Genomic DNA, 24,434 nt, shown 5'->3' with positions numbered 1-24,434 from the left:
CCTTTTTTTATGTCTTTTTATCTCTTATAGTGAATGGAGTCTTATCTTGGGGTGATTATGAAATATTCATTGGGGTTGTTCTGTGCGGTGTCCTTGTTTGCAAATGCTCAGACAGTCGAGCGCCAGCCGGTCGATATTATTTATGGTAATCAAGTAATTCACACCCAACATCAAGTTGTGATTAGCTCGCAGGAAGAAGTGGCTGTCATTCCGGCTGAAAAGGCAAAAATGACCTTGGGGCCAAATATTGTGATTACGGCTGATGGCAAAGGTATGTCTTATTTGGAAGAGAATGCCATCGCTGAACGCGAGCAAGCAATTTACGATGAGGTTAATAAGCGAACTGAAGAGGCGCCTTTTACGGTTTTGTTTACGGGCAATATACCTGAAGATATTCAAGCTAAGCGTCTGAGGATGATGCCAGAGATTGGTATTTTCGGTGATCAAGCAAAAGCAGAGGATGTACCTGCTGATAATGTGCAGCCCGACGTAGGCGATTTTTCCCCCATTGGAAAGGGTGTTGCTCCTGCTGCCAGTGGCGCTAAAGGTGCTCCAGCAACGGATCAAGAGAAGCTAGAGAAGCTTATTGGTGGCTGATCGTAGCTTTACTGTAGTTTGATTTTAAAGTTTGGGTGAACTAGGTGATGTTTCTTGCCATTCTTGTTGTTCAATAAGCTGTTTTGGAAATGCTTTGTTGTGAGTGATTATTTTAGTTGTGTCTGTTGATTGTAGTTTACGCTTAATGAATTCGATGAAGTCTTCTCGCTGAATTTTTTCTACGTTGTTTATCCATTCTTCTCTGGTAAGAAAATCTGGGTCAGGCTTAGCTATTTGATGCCATTCGTCTAATGCGTTGTCGCTTAGGTTTTTTGCGGTCATTTTTAGTTCGCTTAGTAGTGCGTTTTTGGCTTGAGAAAATTCTTTTTCGGATACGTTCGGTAGCCGACTTCTTTGTTCTTGTAGAAATTCCTCAATAGCGTTAATGATGGTAAACGTATCTTTATTGGGGGACTGTACTAATAGTCCTAAAATGGGTGTGTTGCGAATACTTAGATCTTGTGCCCCAACAATGTAACCTAGCTGTTGGTTGGTCCTTAGTTCTTGATAAAACGGGCTGCTGACTAGTTTTCTTAGTATCGAAAAATAGGCTTTTTCTGTAATGGCTTTTTTTGTTGACTGTGCGCTGGTGTCTATTAATGCGTACAAAACCACGTTGTCATCGCTCGTTGATTCGAACTGGTAGTGATATTTTTTCGGAGTGGTGAGGTTTTTTGTTTCGATTTCTAAGGGCTCTTTCGGGCTAAGGCGATCGCTAAAGCGTTGATAAATGGAGTCTGCAAGCTTTTCTGTTTGCTCTTTAGTTAGGTTGCCAGTGCTGTAGCCAACTATGTCGAAGTTCTCACGTGCCTTTTTTGTATATTCCTGAAGGTCTTCTAGGGTGAGTGTTCTTAATGCATCTTCTAGCTGTTTTGTGGTGAAGCTATTTTTAGTTATTAGTGTGCTTAATGCGCTATTGGCGTTGCTGTAGGCTTGTCTGCTTTTTTGATTGCTGAGATCTTTTGCGAGTTGTGTTTTAGCTTGCTCAAATCGTTCAGGCGTTGGGCGAAATAAGAATAGTTGGTCTATCAGCCAAGTGGTGTAGGTGTTTTGCTTGTCTGAGTATCCGCTAGTTCGTAAGGTCGCGCCGTTAGTGTGAGGGTAAAATGCATAGCCCAGTCCTGCGACATAAGGTGCGTAGGTTGATTCGCTTACACTGTCGTTGAAGAGTCGACTCCACAGCCTATTAAGTAGCGTGTGCTCAGGAGTGTCGGCGGCATTGGCAAAACGTATTGCCAGAAAATTCATTGCGGTGGGTTTGCCAAAGCTGGCGTCGGATTTATTCCAATAGGTGAAGCCTCTTTTTTGGAAAACGATTGATGGGGTTGCGTCCTTTTCATCTATTAAATCCAGAGACTCAGGAATAAAGGTGTTTTTTTCCGGTAGGCTTATTTGTGTGTCTTTTACTGATAGATTGACTAGATCTAAAAATAGTTTGCTGAAATGGTTGTTGCTGTATTCACTTTGATACCAAGGCTCTGTTTGCCATTCTGGTTTTTTTGCTGCCCAGTTGTCTGGAAATGTTTTGTTTGAGGATAGTTGTACTAACAGGTTTTCTGGGGAAAGCCGTTTTAGAAGTGCTCTAACCTGTTTTTCATCGGCTGCTTTTTCTAGACGAAAGCAGCTTAATATATCTTCTGGCGGTGTTTTTAGCATTCTTGCTGATAAGGAGCGAGCTAGGTTTTGGGGGTCAACATAACTTTGGTGGTTGAACATGAGTTGGCTAAGTTTAAGTCCCTCTTCAAGGTATAGCGGATTGATTGGTGATGATTTTAACGTGCTAATAGTGGCAAAAAAACGTTTTGCGACGGTATCTATTTTTGCTAAGCCTTCATTGGTGAGTTGGATTTTTACCATGAAGAGTGCGTTGTCACCATAGTCGGCGCTGGTGCTGGCTGATATGCCATTAATTAATCCTTCAGACTTAAGGGATGCATAAAGTGAGCCTTTGTTTTCATTGCCTAAAATGTAGGAAAGGTAGCGAGTTGGCTGGGTCTTGTAGTTTTTCTCTTGGGCGTCTATTTGGTAGTAGAAGTTTAATGTGCTGTTGTCTATTAGTGAACGAACAAATTGTAAGTGTGGTTTATCCGTTGGAGATATTAATGTTGGAAAGTGTGTCTTTTTGCGGATAGTGGGTTTGCTAGGAATGTCTGAGAAGTACTGACGAGCAAGTGTAGCCATTTGGTTGTAGGGTAGGTTTGCCACCATAACCAGTGCCATATTATCGCTAAAGTAGTTTTCTTTGTAGAGTTTGAGTAATTGCTCTCGTAACGGGTTGTTTGGTCGATCTTTGAGGGTGTCTAGGCTGCCGACCGCAAAGCGGCTGTAAGGATGCTTGGGGTTGAATAGGGTTTTTAGTGCTTGATTGTTTCGTCTGTTTTCATCTTTTAATTTGGCTTTATATTCCGAGTCAACTGCGTTCTTTTCTCTTTGTGTGAGAGCTTCGCTGAACAGCGGTGTGGTAAAAAACTGTGAGAATCTGTCTAGTGCGCCTTCGTACGCTGATGGTTTGATGTCGAAATAGAAATTTGTTACGTCTGTGCTTGTGTAGGCGTTGTGTGAGCCGCCGTGTGTGTTTATATAGGATTGATAGTTGCCAGCTTCTGGGTATTTTTTTGTGCCAAGAAAAAGCATGTGCTCTAGAAAGTGAGCTAAGCCTTGCTGGTTGTCAGGGTCTTGAAAGTTGCCGACGTCAACAGATAGTGATGCTGAAAAGCGTTCCGCTTGTGGGTCGCTTACCAATAGCACTTTTAAATTATTGGTAAGTGTTATGAAGTGGTAGTGGTTTTTATCGGTCAGGCTTTTGTTGGGTATGTTGGTGGTTTGATTGTTTATCGTTTCTATTGCGATTGTGCTGTCTTTAGTTTCTTGTAGGTCGGTGTGGGTGCCGTCTTGTATTGCTTTATTTGATGGGGCGTCTTGGTTCATGTTATTGCTTATTTTGGATGGTGTGTTGTTTTCGATAGGGTGAGGGGTGCCCGCTTGTATCGAAAAAGATGCAAGTGCAGTAAGTAGAAAGCAATAAGTGATGACTTTTCTTTTAATATTGATCATGGCTTCAGATTAACTGAAGCATGTGGTGTGATGCAATGGGCACATTCTTTGCCCATTGCATGTAAGGCGATTGTTTTATTGGGCATCCAGTGATTTGCCGTTGATGGCGAGGCTGTCTTGACCCATTAAATAGAGGTAAGCAGGCATTATATCTTCTGGTGTGGGGAGTGTTTTTGGGTCTTCATCTGGATAGGCGCTCGCTCGCATGCTGGTTCTTGTCGCACCTGGGTTGATGGCGTTTGCCCGAACATTAGGTGATAGGCTCTCTAGTTCGCTGGATAGTAATTGCATCATTGCTTCAGTGGCGAACTTTGATACTGCATAGGCCCCCCAATTGGCTTTCGCTTTTCTTCCTACTCCAGAGGATGTGAAGATGATGGAAGCGTATTCGGCTTTTTGCATTAGAGGGAGTAGGGCTTGATTTAGTAATAACTGGCTGGTGACGTTAACGCGCATAACCTGCTCAAACAGTGTTGGATCATAAGTGGCTATGCTAGTTCTTTCGCCCAGTAAGCTGGCATTGTGAAGAATGCCGTCAAGGTGACCAAATTCACTCTCAATAGTATTGGCTAGCTCTATATAGTCGTGTTCTGCAGCGCCATCTAGGTTTAAGGGGACAATAGCGGCTTGGGGATATTGTTGTTTTTCGATGTAATCGTAAACCGCTTCGAGTTTTTTTGTCGTGCGGCCTAAGAGTATGATGGTTGCACCATGCTTTGCGTAGGTGATGGCGGCAGTCTTTCCTATACCGTCGCCAGCTCCAGTAACAAGAATGACCTTGTCTTTAAGTAGTTGGCTTGGGGCTTGATAATCAAACATATCTCCTCCTTGTGCCTTAGTTAGGCTTCGATTTTTTGAGTGTGCATCATGTAATTGACAGACACATCTTTGTCGTTAAGTTTGTATACTTTGGTCAGAGGGTTGTAGGTCATTCCAGTCATGTGGGTGACTTCTAATCCAGCTAGTCTTGCGTAATTGTTTAGCTCGGCTGGTTGGATGAATTTAGCGTAATCGTGCGTTCCTTTTGGTAGCATTTTTAAGATATATTCCGCGCCAACGATGGCAAAAAGATACGCTTTGGGGTTTCTGTTGATGGTAGAGAAAAACACGTGACCACCAGGTTTTACTAATGTCATGCAGGCCTTTATTACAGAGGATGGATCAGGTACGTGCTCTAGCATTTCAAGACAGGTAACAACGTCATATTGACCTGCTTCTCGATGCGCTATTTCTTCGGCAGTGATTTTTTCGTAATCAATATCTAATTTAGATTCTTCTTTATGCAGTTTTGCGACGGCAAGAGGTGCTTCGCCCATATCAATGCCTTTAACATTTGCACCTAGCTTTGCCATTGCTTCTGATAGGATGCCGCCACCGCAGCCCACGTCGATGACTTTCTTTCCTTGTAAGCCATTGGCGCGTTCGCTTATATAGTTGGTACGTAGAGGGTTGATATCATGCAATGGTTTGAATTCGTTTTCAGTGTCCCACCAGCGGCTTGCAAGTGCTTCAAATTTCGCCACTTCATTTAGGTCTACATTGCTTTGTTGTGTGTTTGTCATGTTTTGGTTTCCATTTTTCAGTGTCGCTAAAAGTGGTGGAAGCGGTGTTCGTTGTACTGAACTGCTGGCTTATATTCTTTAATGTTTTTTCGTGTATTTAAAGTATTGGGGTTGAAGCGTGTTTTTTCTAGTGTCTCTCTAGTATAGCGTCAACCTAAGAGGTGACCAATAGCAAACTTACTTTGTCAAAGGGTGTGTGTGATGGGTGGTTTCTATAAATGCAATATAGAGCAACAAAACATGCTCCTTGAAGGGGTGTTATTTATTTCCTTATGTTACAATGCGGCGCTTATAAAAAGATATTAGGGAGTCTTTTTGACTCCGAGGCATAAGGATCGATTGTATCTATGGGTGAATTAGCCAAAGAAATTATTCCCGTCAGTATCGAAAATGAACTTAAGGGATCTTACCTAGATTACGCAATGAGCGTTATTGTAGGCCGAGCATTACCTGATGTACGAGACGGGTTAAAGCCTGTTCACCGTCGCGTTCTATTTGCGATGAATGAACTTAAAAATGATTGGAATAAACCGTACAAAAAATCGGCGCGTATCGTCGGTGATGTAATCGGTAAATATCACCCACATGGTGATTCTGCTGTATACGATACGATTGTTCGTATGGCGCAGCCTTTCTCAATGCGTTACACCTTGGTTGATGGTCAGGGTAACTTCGGTTCTGTCGATGGTGATAGTGCTGCGGCAATGCGTTATACCGAAATCCGTATGGCGAAAATTTCTCATCATCTTTTGATGGATTTAGAGAAAGAAACTGTCGACTTCGTGCCTAACTATGATGGCACGGAATTTATGCCAGAAGTATTGCCAGCGCGTGTGCCTGGACTGTTAGTAAACGGTTCGGCGGGTATTGCGGTAGGTATGGCAACTAATATCCCACCTCATAATCTTGGTGAGATTATCGATGGTTGTTTGGCGGTTATTGATAACGCTGATATTACTATTGATGAGCTTATCGATCATATACCGGGGCCAGACTTCCCAACTGGGGCGTTTATTAATGGTCGCGCAGGTATTATTGAAGCTTACAAAACTGGTCGCGGTCGTATTTACATGCGCGCTCGTCACCATTTTGAAGACATGGAAAAAGGCAATCGCCAATCCATCGTTTTTACTGAAATTCCTTATCAGTTAAACAAAGCGAAAGTGATTGAAAAAATCGCTGAGCTAGTTAAAGAGAAAAAACTGGAAGGTATCAGTGAGCTTCGTGATGAATCTGACAAAGACGGTATGCGTATCGTTATAGAGTTGCGTCGCGGTGAAAACCCTGATGTTGTTGTGAATAACATCTTCACGCAAACTCAATTGCAGTCAGTGTTTGGTATTAATATGGTGGCCTTGGTTGATGGTCGTCCTCAGTTACTTAATATCAAACAAATTCTTGAATGCTTTGTTAAACACCGTCGCGAAGTCGTTACTCGTCGTACTATTTACGAACTTCGTAAAGCGCGCGAACGTGGTCACATTCTTGAAGGCTTGGCTGTTTCCCTAGCGAACATTGATCGCGTAATTGAGCTAATCCGTACATCGCCAACGTCTGCAGAAGCAAAAGAGAAAATTGTTAGCGAGTCTTGGGAGCCAGGTAATGTGGTTGCCATGCTTGAGCGCGCTGGTGCGGATGCTTGTCGTCCTGACGATCTTGAAGCTGGATACGGCTTTGTTGATGGTGCATATCATTTGTCACCAGATCAAGCTCAAGCGATTTTGGACTTGCGTCTACATCGTTTAACAGGCTTGGAGCACGATAAATTACTGGGCGAATATAAGTCTCTGATTGAGCTTATTGGTGAGTTGTTGAACATTTTGTCTAACCCAGATCGTTTAATGGAAGTTATTCGTGAAGAGCTAGAAGAGGTTCGAGATACTTTTGGTGATGCTCGTCGTACTGAAATCTTAACTTCTCGTCAAGATTTGACTATTGCTGATTTGATCGATGAAGCGCCAATGGTGGTGACGATTTCGAATACAGGTTATGCGAAATCTCAGCCATTAGTTGAGTATCAAGCTCAGCGTCGTGGTGGTCGTGGTAAATCTTCTGCGAGCATGAAAGACGAAGATCACATTGAGCACCTATTGGTTACTAGTAGCCATGACACCATCATGCTATTTAGTAATTTTGGTAAAGTTTACTGGTTGCGTGTGTTTGAAATTCCAGTAGCTAGTCGAAGTGCGAAAGGTCGTCCTATTGTTAACTTGTTGCCGTTGAGAGAAGGCGAATCTATCTCTGCGCTATTACCTTTGCCGGTTGTTGAGGCGGTTGAAGCTGATTCGGAAGCGGATGATGAGGTTGCCGATGACGCTATCGTTGAGGCAAGCAGCTATATCTTTATGGCGACGGCAAACGGAACAGTTAAGAAAACAGCGATGCAGCATTTTGCTCGCCCTCGTTCAACTGGTTTGATTGCACTTAGCTTGGATGAAACAGATGAGCTGGTTGGTGTGTCTGTTACCAATGGTGAAAACGATATTATGTTGGTTTCATCTTCGGGCAAAACAATCCGCTTTAAAGAGTCTGATGTTCGTGCAATGGGACGTACTGCGGCAGGTGTTCGTGGTATTCGCTTGAATGAAGGCGCCAAGGTTGTTTCGCTTATCGTTCCTCAGGATGGCTCTGCTGTATTGATGGCTTGTGAAAATGGTTATGGTAAACGTACTTTAGTAGAAGACTTCCCAGTGTATGGTCGTGGTGGTCAAGGTGTTATCGGTATTCAAGTTTCTGAGCGTAACGGCCCTGTTGTTGGTGCTGCTCAGGTAGATGAAACGGATGAGATTATTTTGATTACCGATCAAGGTACCTTGGTTCGTACTCGTGTGACAGAAGTGTCATGTCAGGGGCGAAATACTCAAGGTGTTACTTTGATTCGTTTGACCAATGATGAGCATTTGGTTGGTATTGAACGTGTTGTTGAAGATGATGAAGAAGATATTGAGATCGATGAGGCAGGTGATGTCGTTGTTGATCAGGCGCCAAGTGATGGTGACGAATCTCCAGATATCCTTGATACTGACGCGGAATAGAAAATAAAGCGACGCACCTAGGTGCGTCGCTTTTGTTGTAGATCGTTCTTGTAAAGTAGTTCCTGAAAATACTAGAGGTAAATAAGCAGGATGAGCCGAGTATATAATTTTTGTTCTGGTCCAGCAGCGCTTCCAGAGGCGGTTTTGAAAAAAGCGCAGGCTGAAATGCTAGATTGGCATGGTGCTGGCGTTTCTGTAATGGAAATGAGTCACCGTAGTTCTGAGTTTATGTCCATTCTTGCATCTGCTAAGGCGCGTTTGTCGCGTTTGATGAATATTAGCGATGACTATGAAATTCTTTTTGTTCAAGGTGGAGCGTCTACTTTATTTGCTCAAATTCCGGCGAACTTGGTGAATGGTTTTGATTCTGCTTGCTTTTTAGATACAGGTGCTTGGTCTTCAAAAGCAATTAAAGAGGCCAAAAGATATACTAAAGTAAATGTGGTGGGATCTTCAAAAGAGCAGAACTACAGTACGGTTCCTGATTTTTCTACTCTAGAGTTGGATGAAAGTGCAGCATATTTGCATCTTTGTCCAAATGAAACTATTGGCGGTCTAGAGTTTTCTGGCTTGCCTGAAACGAATTTGCCTATCGTTGCAGATTTGTCTTCAACGATTTTGTCTCGCAAAATTGATGTGAGCAAATACGGTTTGATTTACGCTGGGGCGCAGAAGAATGTTGGTCCAGCGGGTGTGGTTATCTGCATTATTCGTAAGGATTTATTGGCGCGCAGCAGTGATGAGTTGCCATCAATTTGGAATTTTGCGAATTTAGCGGCAAATGACTCGATGATTAATACGCCGCCAACTTTTGCAATTTACTTGGCTGATTTAGTGTTTGAGTGGTTGGAGGAGCAGGGTGGTGTTGAGGCTATTGAGGCAATCAATATTCGTAAAGCACAGGCTTTATACGACTTCATCGACGCTAGCGATTTTTATTCAAACCCTGTTGATCCTGCTTATAGATCTCGCATGAACGTGCCATTTATTTTGGCGGATGAATCACTTGAATCCCTCTTTTTGCAGGAATCTGAAGCGGCTGGTCTGCGCACTTTAGCTGGCCATCGTTCTGTTGGTGGTATGCGAGCAAGTATATATAACGCCATGCCTATGGAAGGAATTGAAGCTTTAATTGATTTTATGCGTGGCTTTGAAAAACGTCACGGATAATACTTTTTAAAGACAGTAACCTCTACGGATAATAATTAGCATGTCAAATTCTAAACAAGCAGTGCCAGATACGCTGCCTTTATTGCGTGATCGTATTGATTCGATTGATTCGCAAATTCAAATGCTCATTAATGAGCGTGCATCCTGCGCTCAAAAAGTGGCTGAAGTTAAGCTTGCTGAGCAAGGTGGGGAAGCCGTTGTCTTTTATCGCCCTGAACGTGAGGCTCAGGTTCTGCGTAGGGTTATGGAGCGCAATGAAGGGCCTTTGGGGAATGAGGAAATGGCGAAGATATTTCGTCAGGTTATGTCTTCATGTCTCGCGCTTGAGAAGCCGATGCGCATTGCGTTTTTAGGGCCAGAGGGCACTTTTACGCAACAGGCAGCGTTAAAGCACTTTGGTAAATCTATTATTAGTGCACCTATGGCGGCTATTGATGAGGTTTTTCGTGAAGTTGAGTCTGGTGCTGCGAATTATGGTGTTGTGCCAGTTGAGAATTCGACCGAAGGTGTTGTTAATCATACCTTAGATAGCTTTCGGGATTCGCGTTTGAAAATTTGCGGAGAAGTGGAAGAGCGAATTCACCATCATTTATTGGTGAGTCCGAATATCAACTCTGAAGATGTCACTCATATCTATTCTCATCAACAGTCTTTAGCACAATGTCGTGCTTGGTTGGATCGTTATTGGCCGCATGTAGAGCGTGTTGCTGTAAGCTCCAACGCTGAAGCGGCTCGTCTTGCGGCTGAAGCGGGTCGCAGTGGTCGTGCTATTGCTGCGATTGCGGGTGAGGTAGCTTGTGAGCTATACGGTTTATTGAAAGTATCTTCTAATATTGAAGATCGTCCTGATAATACTACGCGTTTTTTGATTGTTGGTAATCAGGATGTTCCACCAAGTGGTAAAGATAAAACATCGCTGCTAATTAGTGCGAAAAATGAGCCGGGTGCTCTGTATCGATTGCTTGAGGCTTTTGAGCGCCATGGGGTTGATATGACGCGTCTGGAAACTCGTCCTTCTTTAATGAGTCGTTGGGGTTATATATTTTATATTGATTTCGTCGGTCATTATCAAGATGAAGATTGTCGTGCCGTAATCGATGAATTACGTGAACGTGCTTCGGAAGTGAAGGTGTTGGGTTCCTATCCTGTGGCTGTGCTTTAGTAATTAATAAGAGTGTTGTGCTTTGACTGGTGAAAATGATTTTCAAGCGTCTGTTGATATGACGTCCCAAGAAAAAAAGAAATTTGGCAATGTAATGATCATCGGTCTTGGCATGATAGGTGGCTCATTCGCGAAAGCGCTGAAAGAGCGTGGCTTAGCAACGCTATATGCGGTTGATCGGCGAGAAGGTGAGTTGGCTCTAGGTGTTTCAACGGGTGTTATAGATCATCCTGCAGAGATGTCGGCGGATTTTATCTCTAAGATGGATGTCATTGTTCTCGCTACTCCGGTAAGGGCGATGGAGTCTGTCTTGTCTGATCTTAAGCCTTTTTTGTCTGAGCATACGTTAGTGACTGATGTGGGTTCAACGAAAGGTAGTGTGGTTGAGGCGGTTCGTCGCGTTTTCGGATATGTTCCGGCTAATTTTATTCCGGGTCATCCTATTGCTGGTGCGGAAAAAAGCGGTGTGCTGGCATCTAACCCTCTGCTTTTTGAAAAACATATGGCCATAGTGACGCCATTGGCTGACAGTAATCCTGTGTTGTTGGATCGTCTTCATCGCCTTTGGCGTGCAGTTGGGGCGGATGTTGTGAGCATGGATGTTGATCATCATGACCATGTATTGGCTTCCTCAAGTCATTTGCCGCATTTGCTTGCTTACACCTTGGTTGATGCGCTTGCTAATGGTGAGCGTAGTCAAGATATATTCAAGTTTGCTGCGGGTGGTTTTCGTGATTTCACTCGAATAGCATCCAGTGATCCTGTGATGTGGCGAGATGTCTTTTTAGCAAATAAAGAGGCTACTTTAGCCACCTTGGATCATTTTACTGATCGTCTTGCTGATATGCGCGCCGCCATAGACCAAGGTGACGGCACTAGCATGTTTGGTGTTTTTACTCGAGCCAAGTCTGCGCGAGATCATTTTCTTCGATTACTAGAGCAGCGTACAATTGGTGCTGTGAAAGAAGTTCGTCCTGTATCTGTTTCTGTTTTGCCGGCTTCTGCCATTAAAGGTGATATTTCTTTGTTAGGTGACAAATCTTTGTCACATAAAGCGATTACTATAGCGGCGCTTTCAGAGGGTGTGAGTGAGATAAAGAACATTGATCTGACTGGGGATGTGCGCATCACCATGCAGGCTTTTAGGGATATGGGGGTGGTGATTGAAGAGGTATCTGCTGACCATTTGCGGGTTCATGGTGTTGGTCTTCGCGGTTTAAAAGCGCCCATTGCACCAATTAACGTGCATCAGTCTAGGGAAAGTTTATATTTGCTGTTGCCTGTTTTGGCTGGGCAGTCATTTTCTGTGTCTGTCGTTGCTGAAGGTAAGTTGCTCAATCAATCAATGGGTGATTTATTTTCTTTGGTGCGCAAAATGGGCGGCCGTGTTGTTTCTGAAATGGCGGATTGTCTGCCGGTGAATCTTTTTCCTGGTAAGTCTTCGAATATATCTGTGGATTTGAAAGCTGGATCTGAGCGCTTACGCATGTCAGCGTTTTTGGCTGCGCTGTATTCGCCCGCTGAGAGTTTTGTTAAACCGTTGTTATTAGGTGTCTCTCACTGTGAAGTGTTATTGCGTCAATTTGGTGTGACTATATTGGATCAGGCTGGTGGTTTTAGGCTTGTTTCGGCTCCTTTGGTTGGTACGGATATTGTATTGTCTGGCGATGAGTATGAGGCGGCTTGGCTCGTGTTGTTATCGAGCTTGCTGCCTGGTTCGGAGTTGCTCATTGAAAACGCTGGTTTAGATTCGGTGTCTTTTGCATTTTTTTCGTTTTTAAAATCGATTGGTGCGGACGTGTCTATTCCTAAGCAGAGTGTTACTGGGTTGTGCGAAGGTAAGGTGCAGGTAGGGTTTGCTGAGTTACAGTCGTTCACTCTATTACCAGAGCAGAGTTATCAGTTTAGAAATGAGTTGCCTTTGTTGTGTGTCGCAGCTGCTTACGCAAAGGGCGAAAGTCGTATTCAAGGAGTTGGTTCTCTGCCTTATTACTATGAGGATAGAGTGTTGGCTTTTGTGGATGCGCTTGCGCATATGAAAATTGCCTGTGTTTATGAAAATGGTGATTTGCTTATTGATGGCGGGCTTCCTCAGGGTGGTGAGTTGGATTGTGCTGGTGATGATAAGTTAGCGCTTGCCATGTTGGCGCTGGGGGCACGAAGTAAATCGATAACCAAGGTGAATGATTGTCAAAAATTATTAGAAGAATTTAACGAGTTGGAGAGTGTCGCGATGCAATTAGGTTTTCATTGCTCGGTGGCGCAATAGTTTTTTAAGAGGAATAGTTATGATCAACCAAGGCCCAGTTATTACGATTGATGGTCCAAGTGGTGCAGGTAAAGGCACCGTAAGTCAGTTAATCGCAGAAAAGCTGGGATGGCACATACTTGATAGTGGTGCCTTATATCGACTGCTTGCACTTGCTGTATCGCATCATGGTATGTCTTCTGATGATGTTGAGACGTTAAAAATCTTAGCAGAGCATTTGGATATACAGTTTGAGCAGTCAGAAGAAGGTAAAGTTGAAATTATTCTAGAAGGTGAAATTGTTACTCAAGCTATTCGAACAGAAGAGGTTGGTAATAGTGCATCTAAATTAGCGTCTATTCCAGAAGTTCGAGAAGGTTTGTTACTTCGTCAGCGTGCTTTTTCACAAGCGCCGGGTTTGGTGGCGGATGGTCGTGATATGGGGACGGTGGTTTTTCCTTCAGCCCAGATCAAAGTATTTTTAACCGCGTCGGCAGAAGAGCGTGCGCAACGTCGTTTGCAGCAATTGCAGCAAAAAGGCGAAGCTGTTAATCTAGATGAACTTGTTAAAACGATTAAAGAGCGAGATGAGCGAGATGCAAATAGAGCGATTGCTCCTCTTGTGCCTGCAGCAGGCGCTTTAGTTATAGATAGCACGGATTTGACGATAGAGCAGGTTGTCGAGATGATTTTTGCCGAAACAGCAAAAGCAGGTCTCGTATAATCTGTTCTTTTTTGCGTCTACTTTTTTGCATGTAGAATGTGCTAGAATAGATCAAATGTTATTCAAGTCGATAAAGGTGCCAGCAAGCCTTTATCGCATCATCCAAAAAAATTGACCCACATTTGCTGGCAATGTGGATATGGCCTAGTTCTTTTATGGGCCGACTATATAGGAAATACAATGACTCAAAGCTTCGCAGAACTGTTTGAAGAAAGCCTATTAACCGTCGAAATGGCGCCAGGCTCAATTGTTACTGGTATTGTTGTTGATATTGACAGCGAATGGGTAACTGTTCATGCAGGTCTTAAATCTGAAGGCGTAATTCCTCGTTCTCAGTTCCTAACGGATAGTGGTGAGTTCAACTTAAACATCGGTGACGAAGTTAAAGTTGCTCTTGATGCTGTTGAAGATGGTTTCGGTGAGACTAAACTGTCTCGCGAAAAAGCTAAACGTGCAGAAACTTGGTCTGTTCTTGAAAAAGCTTACGAAGAAAACGCCATTGTTCACGGTGTTATCAATGGTAAAGTCAAAGGTGGCTTCACTGTTGATATCGCAAATATCCGTGCTTTCTTGCCTGGCTCTTTGGTAGATGTTCGCCCAATCCGCGATACATCTCATTTGGAAGGTGTGGATCTAGAGTTCAAACTTATCAAGCTTGATCAAAAACGTAACAACGTTGTTGTTTCTCGTCGTGCCGTTATGGAAGCGACTAACAGCGCTGAACGCGAAACATTGCTTGCTTCTCTTGAAGAGGGTCAAGAAGTTAAAGGTATCGTTAAGAACCTTACTGACTACGGTGCTTTCGTTGATCTTGGTGGTGTTGATGGTCTTCTACACATCACTGACATGGCTTGGAAACGCATTAAGCACCCAAGCGAAATTATTGCTGTTGGCGATGAAATCGACGTTAAAGTTCTTAAGTTTGACCGCGAGCGTAACCGTGTGTCTCTAGGTCTTAAGCAGTTGGGTGAAGATCCATGGGTTGCTATCAAAGCTCGTTACCCAGAAAACACTAAAGTAACTGCTAAAGTTACTAACTTGACTGATTACGGTTGCTTCGCTGAACTTGAAGAAGGCGTAGAAGGTCTAGTACACGTTTCTGAAATGGATTGGACTAACAAAAACATTCACCCATCTAAAGTTGTTCAGATTGGTGATGAAGTTGAAGTTATGGTTCTTGATATTGATGAAGAGCGTCGTCGTATTTCTTTGGGTATCAAGCAGTGCACAATGAACCCATGGGAAGAATTTGCTACTTCTTTCAATAAAGGCGACAAAATCTCTGGCGCAATCAAGTCTATCACTGACTTTGGTGTGTTCATTGGTCTTGACGGCGGTATCGACGGTCTTGTTCACCTATCTGACCTATCTTGGGACGAAACTGGTGAAGATGCAGTACGTCAATACAAGAAAGGCGATATGCTAGAAACAGTTGTATTGTCTATCGATGCTGAGCGTGAGCGTATTTCTCTAGGTGTTAAACAACTAGAAGAAGATCCGTTCCTAGCTTTCGTTGCTGAAAATGACAAAGGCACTATCGTTAACGGTACTGTCTCTGAAGTTGATGCGAAAGGTGCTGTAGTTGTTCTTGCTGAAGGCGTTGAAGCTACTTTGAAAGTATCTGAAATCAGCCGCGAGCGTATCGAAGATGCAACAACTGCATTGAAAGAGGGCGATAAAGTAGAAGCTGCGATCATTAACGTTGATCGTAAAGCACGTACTATCACTCTATCTATCAAGCAGAAAGATGCTACTGAAGAGAAAGCAGCGTTGAAATCTCATTCCGAGAAGCAACAAGCAGAAACTAATGGTCCAACCACTATCGGTGATTTGATCAAAGCGCAGTTAGAGAACCAAAACTAAGTTTTGATTTCTAGTTGTTATAAAAAGCGGACTTAGGTCCGCTTTTTTTTACTTATTTTTTTGAATTTATTGACAGGAAAACTATACACAGAACATGTGGATAACCATGGGTATAGACTTGGTGTATGTTTTTTAGCGTAAGGAGCTAAGCAGTTTTTCGGTGTCTTCCTCGTTCCAATTATCTTTTTCTAATAGCTCTTTGAGTGCTTTACTTTGCTGTGCGTTGTGGAGGTTTTTTTGGAATTTAGCGTAATGGAAGTCTTTTATTAGGCGCTCGTCGTGTTCTGAACGATAAAGTGTCCGATTTTGAGTGTTTTCTGTTCGCTCTTGGTTGAGCGAGTCGATTTTTTTATAAGTGTTTAAAAACTGTTTTTTATTCATCTCCTGCTCTCTTGTTCCTCTTCTATGCGAAGTATTTCAAAATGGTCGTTTCTTGCGCACCACTTTATATTGATGTCCCAAAGCTTGATGCCGTGCTCTCTATCAACTTGTCCTGATAAGTAGGATGGTCGAGGATCCTGTTCCACAATTTGTTTAATTAAAGTCGTTATTTCTCTTTTGTGCAAATTTTGATATCTATCACATTGTGCTTTTGCAAGTTCTGAAAATAGTACGGGCTTTATTTGCATCTGTGCTGGTGTTGGGGCGAAGCCTCCTTTTGCATCTGCAATGCTGTCGGCATAAGGTAAGTAAGGCTTTATGTCGAGAACTGGTGTGCCATCGAGTAAATCTGCACCATGTAAATCAATGAAGGTTTTTTTGTCTTCTTGATAGATGCGCCCAATTTTTACAACTGATAGGCCTATAGGATTCGGTCTATGTGTGGCTCTTGTGGCAAAGACGCCCATTTTGGCTTTTCCACCTAGGCGCGGAGGGCGTATTTTTGCTTTCCAGTTTTCCGTCATGCAGGCGTGAAAAACAAACTGGATCCATATATGAGTAAAACCATCTAACCCTTCCAGTATATCTAATCTGCTGTAAGGAGGTATTAGTTCTAACCGTGCCGTTGCTTCTGTTACTAGCCCAGGTTGTCGCGGTATGCCAAATTTTTCCTTGTAACAAGAATGTACTATGCCAATGGTGTTAAGGGTAAAAGAATTGAGGGGCGGCAATGGAAGATCCTTTCGTGAAAATCTGCACTAAATGAATAAAAATATTGTGATAGTATACTGTCTTGATGAAATAGATCGCGACTTATTTGACGATCTACTGTTTGTTCTTTTTACTTTTATTAGAGATTAAAAATGTCTTTAGAATCTTATATGAATCGAATTGGTCAGCAAGCTAGAGCGGCTTCTCGTCTTCTTGCCAAAGCATCCACAAAGCAAAAAAATATGGCCCTGTTTGCTATGGCAGACGCTTTGGAAAATGCTCGACCTCGATTGATAGAGGAAAATGCGAAAGACATGGAGAATGGCCGTGCTAAAGGTCTTGATTCGGCTTTGCTAGATCGACTATTGCTAAATGATGCTCGTATTGATGGCATGATTGAAGGCTTAAAGCAGGTGGCGTCACTGCCTGATCCTATTGGTGAGATATCAAATATGGTGTATTTGCCATCTGGAATTCAGCGTGGGCAAATGCGCGTACCGCTTGGTGTGGTTGGTATTATCTATGAGTCTCGCCCAAATGTGACGATTGATGCCGCAAGTTTATGTTTGAAGTCTGGTAACGCAACTATTTTACGTGGTGGCTCAGAAGCGTTTCATTCTAATCAGGTGATTGCTGAGGCCATATCGGCTGGTCTTAAGTCTGTAAATTTACCTGAAGAAGCGGTTCAGGTGTTAAATACGACAGACCGTGAAGCGGTTGGTAAATTGATAACCATGCCTGAGTACGTAGATGTGATCGTTCCGCGTGGTGGTAGGGGCTTGATTCAGCGCATTAGTGAAGACGCTCGAGTTCCTGTGATTAAGCACCTTGACGGTAACTGCCATGTTTACATTGATGATGAAGCGGATTTAGTTAAAGCCTTCAATATTGCTCTGAATGCAAAAACACGTCGTTATGGTGTGTGCAATGCTATGGAGTCCTTGTTGGTCCATAAAGCAATTGCTCGCGATGTTCTTCCTAAATTGATTTTTGCATTTTTAGAGAAGGGTGTTGAGTTGGTGGGATGCGAGGCAACTCAGGCTATGTCGGCTTCAATTGGTTCTGCTAGTGAAGAGGATTGGTATACCGAATACCACGCTCCTAAGTTATCTATCAAAATTGTCTCAGATATGGATGAGGCGATTGCACACATCAATAAATATGGCTCTCATCATACGGACGCAATTGTTTCACAGAACTATTCAAAAACACGAGCGTTTATGACGGAAGTGGATTCCTCATCGGTTATGGTGAATGCATCGACGTCTTTTGCTGATGGCTTTGAATATGGTTTTGGAGCTGAAATTGGTATATCTACCGATAAAATTCATGCTCGTGGCCCGGTCGGATTGTTGGGTTTAACTAGCCAGAAATATATCGTTCTTGGTGATGGTCATACTCGTGACAACTAGAGTTAACGATAATGTAAAGACTTCTGGGTTGGCTATTATGGGTGGGACATTTGATCCTGTTCATAATGGCCACTTAAGAACAGCGGTTGAGATTTTAGATCGCTGCCATTACTCTGCTTTGAAGTTAATACCCTGTTTTCAGCCTGTGCATAAAGATCGACCAAGTGTCTTGCCTCAGCAACGACTCGAAATGGCTAGGCTTGCAGTATCTGGTGATGCTCGATTAAGTGTCGATTCTCGTGAGATTGATAGAGAAGGTCCAAGTTATAGTATCGATACATTACGAGATCTTCGGGACGAAATAGGCCCAGATGAATCACTCATTATGGTGCTAGGAATGGACAGCTTTTTATCCCTTCCAACTTGGCATAATTGGCAGCAGATAATCCAGTACGCTCACTTGTTGGTGGTGTCGCGCCCCGGTTGGGAGCCTGACTTGATCTCTGAGTTGAGCGGTTTTTGCGAAAACTATCGTGCCGCATCGTCGCATGAGTTACAATGCGCGCCCTCAGGGCGGGTCTGGTTCGAGACTCTTACTCCTTTGGGGATATCCTCTAGCATGATTAGGGCGCTAGCTCGTAAAAACGAGTCTATTGCTTATTTGTTGCCGGAGCCAGTCCAAAAATATATAGAACAACATCAATTATATCGATAGGGTAACGTAATTATATGAGTCAGCTTAACCTCACAGCAGATCAAATTTTGGCTTTTGCTGTTGAAGCATTGGAAGATGTGAAAGGTGATAAGATCACAGTATTGAATGTAGGAAATCATACAGACATGATGGATTACATGGTGATCTGTACCGGTACTTCAAAGCGTCATGTTAATGCTTTGGGTCAAAATGTATTTGAACATTTAAAAGGTCAAGGTCTTCAGCCATTGGGTTCAGAAGGTCGTGGTATGGGTAGCGATTGGGTGTTGGTTGATTTACATGATGTTGTTGTGCATGTAATGACAGAAGAAGCTCGAGCTTTTTATGATCTTGAGAAGCTGTGGGACATTAAGCCAGAACAACTGTAAGGCTCTTTTAAATGCGTGTTCGTTTGATTGCTGTTGGTAATAAAATGCCAAAGTGGGTGACTGAGGGTTACGATGAGTATGCTAAACGCTTGCCGAAAGATTTTGCATTAGAACTTGTCGAAATTCCAATGTCTCCTCGTGGAAAAAATACTGACATACCAAAAGCTATTCGTAAGGAAGGAGATAGTATGCTCGAAGCTATACCTTCTGGGGATAAAGTAATTGCAATGGAAGTTCTTGGTAAAGAGTGGTCTACCGATCAGTTGGCAGATCAGACCGAGCAGTGGCGAATGGATGGCTATAATGTGAGCTTGTTGGTGGGAGGTCCTGATGGTCTTGATCCAAGGTGTACCGCTCGCGCGGATCAAACTTGGTCTTTATCTCGTCTGACATTACCGCATCCTATGGTGAGAGTTATCTTGGCTGAGCAAATCTATCGCGCTTGGACTCTCATGAACAATCATCCGTATCATAGATAGGGCGATGTTGTGAGTCGTCGACATCAAAATTTCCGTAACTATCGACAAGAGCAACGGCTGACGCAGCAGCGTGTACTTGCCGCTGTCGTATTTGTCTTGCTAATGGCTATCGTATTGATGGCTCGATTATTCTATCTTCAAGTGATAGAGCATGATCTGTATCAAACCAAGGCGAATGACAACCGAGTGATGTTGGTTACAGAACCGCCGCCTAGAGGTTTGATATACGATCGTAACGGATTGGTGTTGGCTGATAATCGTCCTATTCACAGTTTAACTGTGATACCTGAACGGGTAGAAAGTTTTCCGAAGTTAAAGCAAATGCTTTCCGGCATTATCGATATTAGTGATGATGAGTGGGAAGATTTTGATGAAAGACGAAAAGAGTATCGTCGTCCTTATCAGTCTCTTACTTTAAAATCCCAATTAACAGATGAAGAGTGGGCTAAGGTTTCTGTTGATCTTTATAAGCTCGACGGTGTCCAGGTTGAAGCACAGTTAACGCGCTATTATCCATATGGAGAAGCTTTTGCTCATGCTGTTGGTTACGTGGGGCGAATTACCACGAAAGATTTAGAAACAGTCGACAAGTTAGCTTATCAGGGCGCCTTGTTTATAGGTAAAACTGGGGTAGAGGGGTTTTACGAAAAAACACTTTTTGGTGAGGCTGGTCTCAGTAAAGTAGAAGTGAATGCTCGTGGTCGAATCATGTCCGAGCTAGAGCGACAGAATCCAACTCCCGGTAAAGATCTGCATCTCTATTTAGATGCCAGACTTCAGCAATATGCCTATGACCTTCTGGGTGATTACACAGGTTCAGTTGTCGCCATAGATCCAACGACAGGCGGGATACTTGCGCTAGTGTCTAAGCCAGGATATGACCCCAATCTTTTTGTACGTGGCATTTCGGTCAATGATTACGCCACACTACGTCAATCTAAAAAACTTCCTCTATTTAATCGCGCTTTACGCGGTGGCTATCCACCTGCGTCAACTATTAAACCTTTCATGGGGCTGGCTGGGCTTGAATATGGTTTTTCATCATGGACCGAGCGCTATTTTGCCAAAGGTTACTATCAAATCAATCCAAATGGTCGTCGTTATCGAGATTGGAAACGCACAGGGCACGGTTGGATTAATTTAGAACGCTCTATTATTGAATCCGTTGATACTTATTACTATCAGTTGGCCAATAAAATGGGGATTACTCCGATTCATAATTTTCTGACACGTTTTGGTTTTGGTCAAACAAACTTACTTGATTTGAATGGTGAAAGTGGCGGTTTGCTACCTTCTAATGAATGGAAAAAAGCTAAGTACAAAGAGCCTTGGTACCCAGGGGATTCAGTGAACGTTGGTATCGGGCAAGGTTTTATGGTTGCTACGCCAGTGCAAATTGCCTCTGCGACTTCTGCATTGGCAAGTAAAGGTCATTATTTTTATCCTCGTATGACTCAGCTTGTGGGGGATGAGCCTGCCGAGTTTGCAGATGGACTGGGTGATGAGCATGACATTGTCTTAAAAGATCAACGTAATTGGGATCGGATGATTGATGCAATGCGTAAGGTTGTAACCGATCCACATGGTACTGCAAGACGTCTTCAGGGAACGGATTACGAGATTGCAGGCAAAACAGGTACAGGCCAAGTATTTAGTTTGCAGGAAGATCAAGAGTACGATGCTGATGCTCTTGAAAAGCGTTTACACGATCATGCGTTATTTATCGGTTTTGCTCCCGCTAGAAACCCTAAAATTTCCGTGTTCGCTATTTTTGAAAACGGCGGTAGTAGTTCTAAGCCTGCTGATTTAACGAAAGCATTATTTGATGCTTATTTGCACGATGATTATCCTGCGCGTTACGATTATTTAAAGGGTGATAAAAATGACTGATAGCTTTTATCGTAGAGCCCTGTCTTTTACCAATGCTCGCTTATGGCAGCTGGTTCACATTGACGTTTTGCTGATGGGGTCTTTGTTGCTGCTTATCGGTGGCGGGCTTTTTATTCTGTACTCAGCCTCTGGGCAAGATGTGGCAATGGTTGAGCGGCAGGTATTTCGATTGGTAATAGGTTTGTTGATTTGTGTGGCGTTGGCTCAGCTGCCTCCGAAATATATGCGACGTGCTTCTCCTGCGTTATTCATCTTTATTACTGTGCTATTGGTTGGTGTGTTGTTATTTGGTGTTGGGGCGAAGGGCGCGCAGCGTTGGTTGGCTTTGCCTGGAGGGTTGCGTTTTCAGCCTTCAGAGATAATGAAAATTGTCATGCCGATGATGATTGCTTGGTATTTCTCTGATCGGCAGCTACCTCCAAATTTTAAACAGATATTGGCCGTTCTTGGTCTAATAGTATTGCCTGTATTGATGATAGCTAAACAGCCTGATTTAGGTACGGCTTTATTGGTTGCTGTGTCTGGTATTTTTGTTCTTTTTCTTGCGGGTCTTGGCTGGCGTTATATATTGGGTGCGGCTGCACTGGCACCTATTGCAGGTTATGCATTGTGGCAGTTTATGCATGATTATCAGCGTCAGCGAGTATTGACCTTTTTGAATCCCGAGAGTGATCCGCTTGGATCTGGTTGGAATATCATTCAGTCCAAAACCGCGATTGGCTCAGGTGGTCTCTATGGTAAAGGTTTTTTACAGGGGACACAGGCCCAGCTAGATTTCCTTCCGGAAAGTCACACGGATTTTATTATCGCCGTCCTTGCTGAAGAGTTTGGTATGTTGGGCTGTGGCGTTTTGATTTTGGCCTATTTACTGGTTATCGCTCGGGGTTTGTATATTGCGGCATACGCGGAAGATAACTATGCGCGATTATTAGCGGGTAGTTTAACGCTTACCTTTTTTGTGTACATGTTTGTAAATATTGGGATGGTGTCAGGCATTCTTCCTGTGGTTGGGGTACCCTTACCACTCGTCAGTTATGGTGGTACTTCTATTATTACCATCATGGCGACATTTGGAATTTTAATGTCAATACAAACACATAAAAGAGCAAGATGATGATTAAGCAAGCTACATTGTTATTTCTAGCGCTTGGTCTAACTGCGTGTAGTAGTATGGATCATTCTACATTGCCTTCAAATTCGGGAGTCAGTGACTCTCTTCTTGAAGATATGCCCAAAGAATGGGCGGATTCTTATGCGGGCAATCCCGAAGTTCAATTGTTTATTAACCGGCTGGTTAAAGAGCATGCCTATGATAAAGAACGCCTCGAATTGGCGTTTTCTCATATAAAAGTGCGCCCTAAAGTTATTGAAAAATCTGATAATCAGCCTGAAGTGGTGACACCTTATTATGAGTATAAAACTCGCTTTGTGAACGAAGAAAGGGCAAAGCTCGGCAGAGAGTTTGCAGTACGTAATGCAAAATGGCTGCGTAAAGCAGAGCGGGAATTTGGTGTTGAGCCTAATGTTATTGTTGCTCTGATCGGTGTTGAAACTTATTACGGGCGTATTACTGGATCGAAAGATGTTTTTACCTCTCTTACGACGTTGGCGTTTGATTACCCAAGACGAAAAGATTACTTTCAAAGCGAGTTAGAAGCGTATTTATTGCTTGCTCGTAAAGAAGGCTGGAACATTGGCGACACAAAAGGGTCTTACAGTGGGGCGATGGGGATGGTGCAGTTTATGCCCAGTAACTATCAGAAACTGGCAATAGATTATGACAAAAATGGGCATATCGATTTATGGGGATCCGAGGCTGATGCCATTGGCAGTGTAGCTAATTATCTTAAACATCATGGTTGGCAGTCTCGACAACCTTGGCTTGTGATGGCTTATGTTGCAGAGCCAGATAAAGTGACAGATTTTATTAATCGTGGTAGAGCACCGAGTGCTGATATGACTGAGTGGTCGGCGCTAAATGTACTTCCTACACAGCCTTTTATTCCTCAAAAAACGGGGTTGATTGGTTTGCGTACTGGGCCAGAAGAAGTGTCTTATTGGCTTGCATATGAGAACTTCTTCACGATTATGGATTACAACCCTAGTAGACGATATGCCATGTCTGTATTGGAGCTCGCTGAGAGTATAGGGACCTATGAAAGTAATTAACATGCTGTTTGTTGCTGGCATTAGTTTGCTGGTATTGAATGGATGTATGAGTACGCGTCATGTTTTAGGTAAAGATGACGCAGATTATGAAAAAGCATCAGGTGGAGGGCGTTATTCAATTTTACAGGATCATGCTCCTACCGGTGATATAAAGGTTGATCATCTTCCCGACCTGGTTCCGAAATGGGAGCAAAAAAGTCGTGGTGGTAATAAAAGCCCCTATGAAGTGTGGGGGAAAAAATATTGGGTAATGGATTCTGCTCAGGGCTATGTGGCAGAAGGGACAGCGTCGTGGTATGGCAAAAAGTTTCATGGGCATAAGACCTCAAATGGGGAAACATATGACATGTATGCTTTCTCTGCTGCCCATAAATCGCTGCCTTTGCCAACCTACCTAAAGGTTACGAATCTTGATAATCAGCGCTCTGTCATTGTGAGAGTGAATGACCGGGGGCCGTTTCATGGGGATCGTTTGATTGACCTTTCTTATGCTGCTGCAGCTCGACTTGATTATCACAAAAAGGGATTGGCCCGTGTGCGGATAGAAGCGATTACTCCGGCACGAGGACAGACTTATAGTCCATCAAAACCCGTTGTTAGGGAAGTGGTTACTCCGCCGGAAGCCTTGCCAATTAAGGCTCCAGTCGCTTCTCCTGGCAAGGTGGAGGGCTCATCTCCTGAGCTGAGTTTTTCACATCTGCAGATGGGGGCGTTTAGCTCAGAAGAGTCTGCTGAAAAGCTTAAACAGCGCCTTTTTGAAGCGTTTGATACAAGTGTTAATGTCGTAATTAATAAGCAGGAGGATGGTTTGTTTAAGGTTCTAGTTGGGCCTTTTAATGATGCTAACGAGTTAGCGCAATGGCAGCAAAAATTACAGCAAGAAGGTTTTGGTAATCCTGTTAGAGTTGCCTTGGTACCTTAGATGCAGTGTGTTTGGGCTAGAGATTCGTAAGG

Annotated in this window: 20 protein-coding genes; 15 read left to right on the top strand and 5 right to left on the bottom strand. The window is 43.3% G+C overall.

Annotation, left to right across the window (positions count from 1 at the left end):
• Positions 1-57 precede the first annotated feature (57 nt).
• A complete protein-coding gene (locus CYL31_RS13850; protein ID WP_212915788.1) occupies positions 58-597 on the top strand; it encodes a hypothetical protein in 540 nt (179 codons plus the stop codon).
• Between the two features lie 24 nt (positions 598-621).
• Here the strand turns inward: CYL31_RS13850 and CYL31_RS13845 are convergent, their stop codons facing one another.
• The 3 genes from CYL31_RS13845 to ubiG all read right to left on the bottom strand — a co-directional run bounded on the left by CYL31_RS13845 (position 622) and on the right by ubiG (position 5,213).
• The gene (locus tag CYL31_RS13845; protein ID WP_212915787.1) at positions 622-3,525 is read right to left on the bottom strand and encodes an insulinase family protein; all 2,904 of its coding nucleotides are present in this window, start codon (positions 3,523-3,525) and stop codon (positions 622-624) included.
• Positions 3,526-3,726: 201 nt separating this feature from the next.
• The gene (locus CYL31_RS13840; RefSeq protein ID WP_212915786.1) at positions 3,727-4,470 is read right to left on the bottom strand and encodes a YciK family oxidoreductase; all 744 of its coding nucleotides are present in this window, start codon (positions 4,468-4,470) and stop codon (positions 3,727-3,729) included.
• Positions 4,471-4,490: 20 nt separating this feature from the next.
• Positions 4,491-5,213, bottom strand: a complete 723-nt coding sequence (gene ubiG / locus CYL31_RS13835; RefSeq protein ID WP_212915785.1) for a bifunctional 2-polyprenyl-6-hydroxyphenol methylase/3-demethylubiquinol 3-O-methyltransferase UbiG — start codon at positions 5,211-5,213, stop codon at positions 4,491-4,493.
• Between the two features lie 347 nt (positions 5,214-5,560).
• On the opposite strand from ubiG, the gene gyrA reads away from it, so the two are divergent.
• From gyrA to rpsA, 6 genes are all read left to right on the top strand, one after another.
• Positions 5,561-8,248, top strand: a complete 2,688-nt coding sequence (gene gyrA, locus CYL31_RS13830; RefSeq protein ID WP_212915784.1) for a DNA gyrase subunit A — start codon at positions 5,561-5,563, stop codon at positions 8,246-8,248.
• Positions 8,249-8,338: 90 nt separating this feature from the next.
• Positions 8,339-9,418: a 3-phosphoserine/phosphohydroxythreonine transaminase gene (serC, locus tag CYL31_RS13825; RefSeq protein ID WP_212915783.1), complete on the top strand. Its 1,080-nt coding sequence runs from the start codon at positions 8,339-8,341 to the stop codon at positions 9,416-9,418.
• A 40-nt stretch (positions 9,419-9,458) separates the two neighbouring features.
• A complete protein-coding gene (pheA, locus tag CYL31_RS13820; RefSeq protein WP_212915782.1) occupies positions 9,459-10,580 on the top strand; it encodes a prephenate dehydratase in 1,122 nt (373 codons plus the stop codon).
• 22 nt (positions 10,581-10,602) lie between these two features.
• On the top strand, positions 10,603-12,849 hold the full coding sequence (locus CYL31_RS13815) for a bifunctional prephenate dehydrogenase/3-phosphoshikimate 1-carboxyvinyltransferase (RefSeq protein WP_212915781.1): 2,247 nt from the start codon (positions 10,603-10,605) through the stop codon (positions 12,847-12,849).
• A gap of 19 nt (positions 12,850-12,868) precedes the next feature.
• Positions 12,869-13,552: a (d)CMP kinase gene (gene cmk, locus CYL31_RS13810; protein WP_212915780.1), complete on the top strand. Its 684-nt coding sequence runs from the start codon at positions 12,869-12,871 to the stop codon at positions 13,550-13,552.
• Between the two features lie 180 nt (positions 13,553-13,732).
• Positions 13,733-15,415 (top strand): 30S ribosomal protein S1, encoded by a 1,683-nt coding sequence (gene rpsA, locus CYL31_RS13805; RefSeq protein ID WP_113915815.1) that lies wholly within the window; start codon positions 13,733-13,735, stop codon positions 15,413-15,415.
• Between the two features lie 132 nt (positions 15,416-15,547).
• Here the strand turns inward: rpsA and CYL31_RS13800 are convergent, their stop codons facing one another.
• Together CYL31_RS13800 and tsaA are read right to left on the bottom strand one after the other, a co-directional pair.
• On the bottom strand, positions 15,548-15,796 hold the full coding sequence (locus tag CYL31_RS13800; RefSeq protein ID WP_212915779.1) for a hypothetical protein: 249 nt from the start codon (positions 15,794-15,796) through the stop codon (positions 15,548-15,550).
• A complete protein-coding gene (tsaA, locus tag CYL31_RS13795; RefSeq protein WP_212915778.1) occupies positions 15,793-16,527 on the bottom strand; it encodes a tRNA (N6-threonylcarbamoyladenosine(37)-N6)-methyltransferase TrmO in 735 nt (244 codons plus the stop codon). Before tsaA ends, CYL31_RS13800 begins: the two co-directional genes overlap by 4 nt.
• Positions 16,528-16,659: 132 nt before the next feature.
• Here tsaA and CYL31_RS13790 point away from each other — a divergent pair, with 132 nt between their 5' ends.
• Genes CYL31_RS13790 through CYL31_RS13755 form a run of 8 tightly spaced genes read left to right on the top strand, consistent with a single transcriptional unit; the run spans position 16,660 to position 24,402 of the window.
• Positions 16,660-17,919 carry a glutamate-5-semialdehyde dehydrogenase gene (locus tag CYL31_RS13790; RefSeq protein WP_212915777.1) on the top strand — a complete coding sequence of 420 codons (1,260 nt, stop codon included), beginning with the start codon at positions 16,660-16,662 and terminating at the stop codon, positions 17,917-17,919.
• Positions 17,909-18,574 (top strand): nicotinate-nucleotide adenylyltransferase, encoded by a 666-nt coding sequence (gene nadD, locus CYL31_RS13785; protein WP_212915776.1) that lies wholly within the window; start codon positions 17,909-17,911, stop codon positions 18,572-18,574. The genes CYL31_RS13790 and nadD overlap by 11 nt, the downstream gene beginning before the upstream one ends.
• A 14-nt stretch (positions 18,575-18,588) precedes the next feature.
• Positions 18,589-18,942: a ribosome silencing factor gene (gene rsfS / locus CYL31_RS13780; RefSeq protein ID WP_110571725.1), complete on the top strand. Its 354-nt coding sequence runs from the start codon at positions 18,589-18,591 to the stop codon at positions 18,940-18,942.
• Between the two features lie 11 nt (positions 18,943-18,953).
• Positions 18,954-19,421, top strand: coding sequence for a 23S rRNA (pseudouridine(1915)-N(3))-methyltransferase RlmH (gene rlmH / locus CYL31_RS13775; RefSeq protein ID WP_012070537.1), 468 nt, complete (start codon positions 18,954-18,956; stop codon positions 19,419-19,421).
• Between the two features lie 9 nt (positions 19,422-19,430).
• Positions 19,431-21,311: a penicillin-binding protein 2 gene (gene mrdA, locus CYL31_RS13770; RefSeq protein ID WP_212915775.1), complete on the top strand. Its 1,881-nt coding sequence runs from the start codon at positions 19,431-19,433 to the stop codon at positions 21,309-21,311.
• Positions 21,304-22,425 carry a rod shape-determining protein RodA gene (rodA, locus tag CYL31_RS13765; RefSeq protein WP_212915774.1) on the top strand — a complete coding sequence of 374 codons (1,122 nt, stop codon included), beginning with the start codon at positions 21,304-21,306 and terminating at the stop codon, positions 22,423-22,425. The genes mrdA and rodA overlap by 8 nt, the downstream gene beginning before the upstream one ends.
• On the top strand, positions 22,422-23,480 hold the full coding sequence (gene mltB, locus CYL31_RS13760; protein WP_249411588.1) for a lytic murein transglycosylase B: 1,059 nt from the start codon (positions 22,422-22,424) through the stop codon (positions 23,478-23,480). Before rodA ends, mltB begins: the two co-directional genes overlap by 4 nt.
• Positions 23,467-24,402, top strand: coding sequence for a septal ring lytic transglycosylase RlpA family protein (locus CYL31_RS13755; RefSeq protein ID WP_212915773.1), 936 nt, complete (start codon positions 23,467-23,469; stop codon positions 24,400-24,402). Before mltB ends, CYL31_RS13755 begins: the two co-directional genes overlap by 14 nt.
• The last annotated feature ends 32 nt before the right edge of the window (positions 24,403-24,434 follow it).

Source organism: Marinomonas sp. A3A (assembly GCF_018336955.1).
GTDB lineage: Bacteria > Pseudomonadota > Gammaproteobacteria > Pseudomonadales > Marinomonadaceae > Marinomonas > Marinomonas lutimaris.
This window is presented reverse-complemented; position numbering and strand designations above follow the sequence as displayed.

Bases quoted from the DNA above. Each gene is read 5' to 3' on its own strand.
- CYL31_RS13850 (WP_212915788.1), top strand. From the start codon at position 58: ATGAAATATTCATTGGGGTTGTTCTGTGCGGTGTCCTTGTTTGCAAAT.
- CYL31_RS13845 (WP_212915787.1), bottom strand. From the start codon at position 3,525: ATGAACCAAGACGCCCCATCAAATAAAGCAATACAAGACGGCACCCAC.
- CYL31_RS13840 (WP_212915786.1), bottom strand. From the start codon at position 4,470: ATGTTTGATTATCAAGCCCCAAGCCAACTACTTAAAGACAAGGTCATT.
- ubiG (WP_212915785.1), bottom strand. From the start codon at position 5,213: ATGACAAACACACAACAAAGCAATGTAGACCTAAATGAAGTGGCGAAA.
- gyrA (WP_212915784.1), top strand. From the start codon at position 5,561: ATGGGTGAATTAGCCAAAGAAATTATTCCCGTCAGTATCGAAAATGAA.
- serC (WP_212915783.1), top strand. From the start codon at position 8,339: ATGAGCCGAGTATATAATTTTTGTTCTGGTCCAGCAGCGCTTCCAGAG.
- pheA (WP_212915782.1), top strand. From the start codon at position 9,459: ATGTCAAATTCTAAACAAGCAGTGCCAGATACGCTGCCTTTATTGCGT.
- cmk (WP_212915780.1), top strand. From the start codon at position 12,869: ATGATCAACCAAGGCCCAGTTATTACGATTGATGGTCCAAGTGGTGCA.
- rpsA (WP_113915815.1), top strand. From the start codon at position 13,733: ATGACTCAAAGCTTCGCAGAACTGTTTGAAGAAAGCCTATTAACCGTC.
- CYL31_RS13800 (WP_212915779.1), bottom strand. From the start codon at position 15,796: ATGAATAAAAAACAGTTTTTAAACACTTATAAAAAAATCGACTCGCTC.
- CYL31_RS13790 (WP_212915777.1), top strand. From the start codon at position 16,660: ATGTCTTTAGAATCTTATATGAATCGAATTGGTCAGCAAGCTAGAGCG.
- rsfS (WP_110571725.1), top strand. From the start codon at position 18,589: ATGAGTCAGCTTAACCTCACAGCAGATCAAATTTTGGCTTTTGCTGTT.
- rlmH (WP_012070537.1), top strand. From the start codon at position 18,954: ATGCGTGTTCGTTTGATTGCTGTTGGTAATAAAATGCCAAAGTGGGTG.
- rodA (WP_212915774.1), top strand. From the start codon at position 21,304: ATGACTGATAGCTTTTATCGTAGAGCCCTGTCTTTTACCAATGCTCGC.
- mltB (WP_249411588.1), top strand. From the start codon at position 22,422: ATGATGATTAAGCAAGCTACATTGTTATTTCTAGCGCTTGGTCTAACT.
- CYL31_RS13755 (WP_212915773.1), top strand. From the start codon at position 23,467: ATGAAAGTAATTAACATGCTGTTTGTTGCTGGCATTAGTTTGCTGGTA.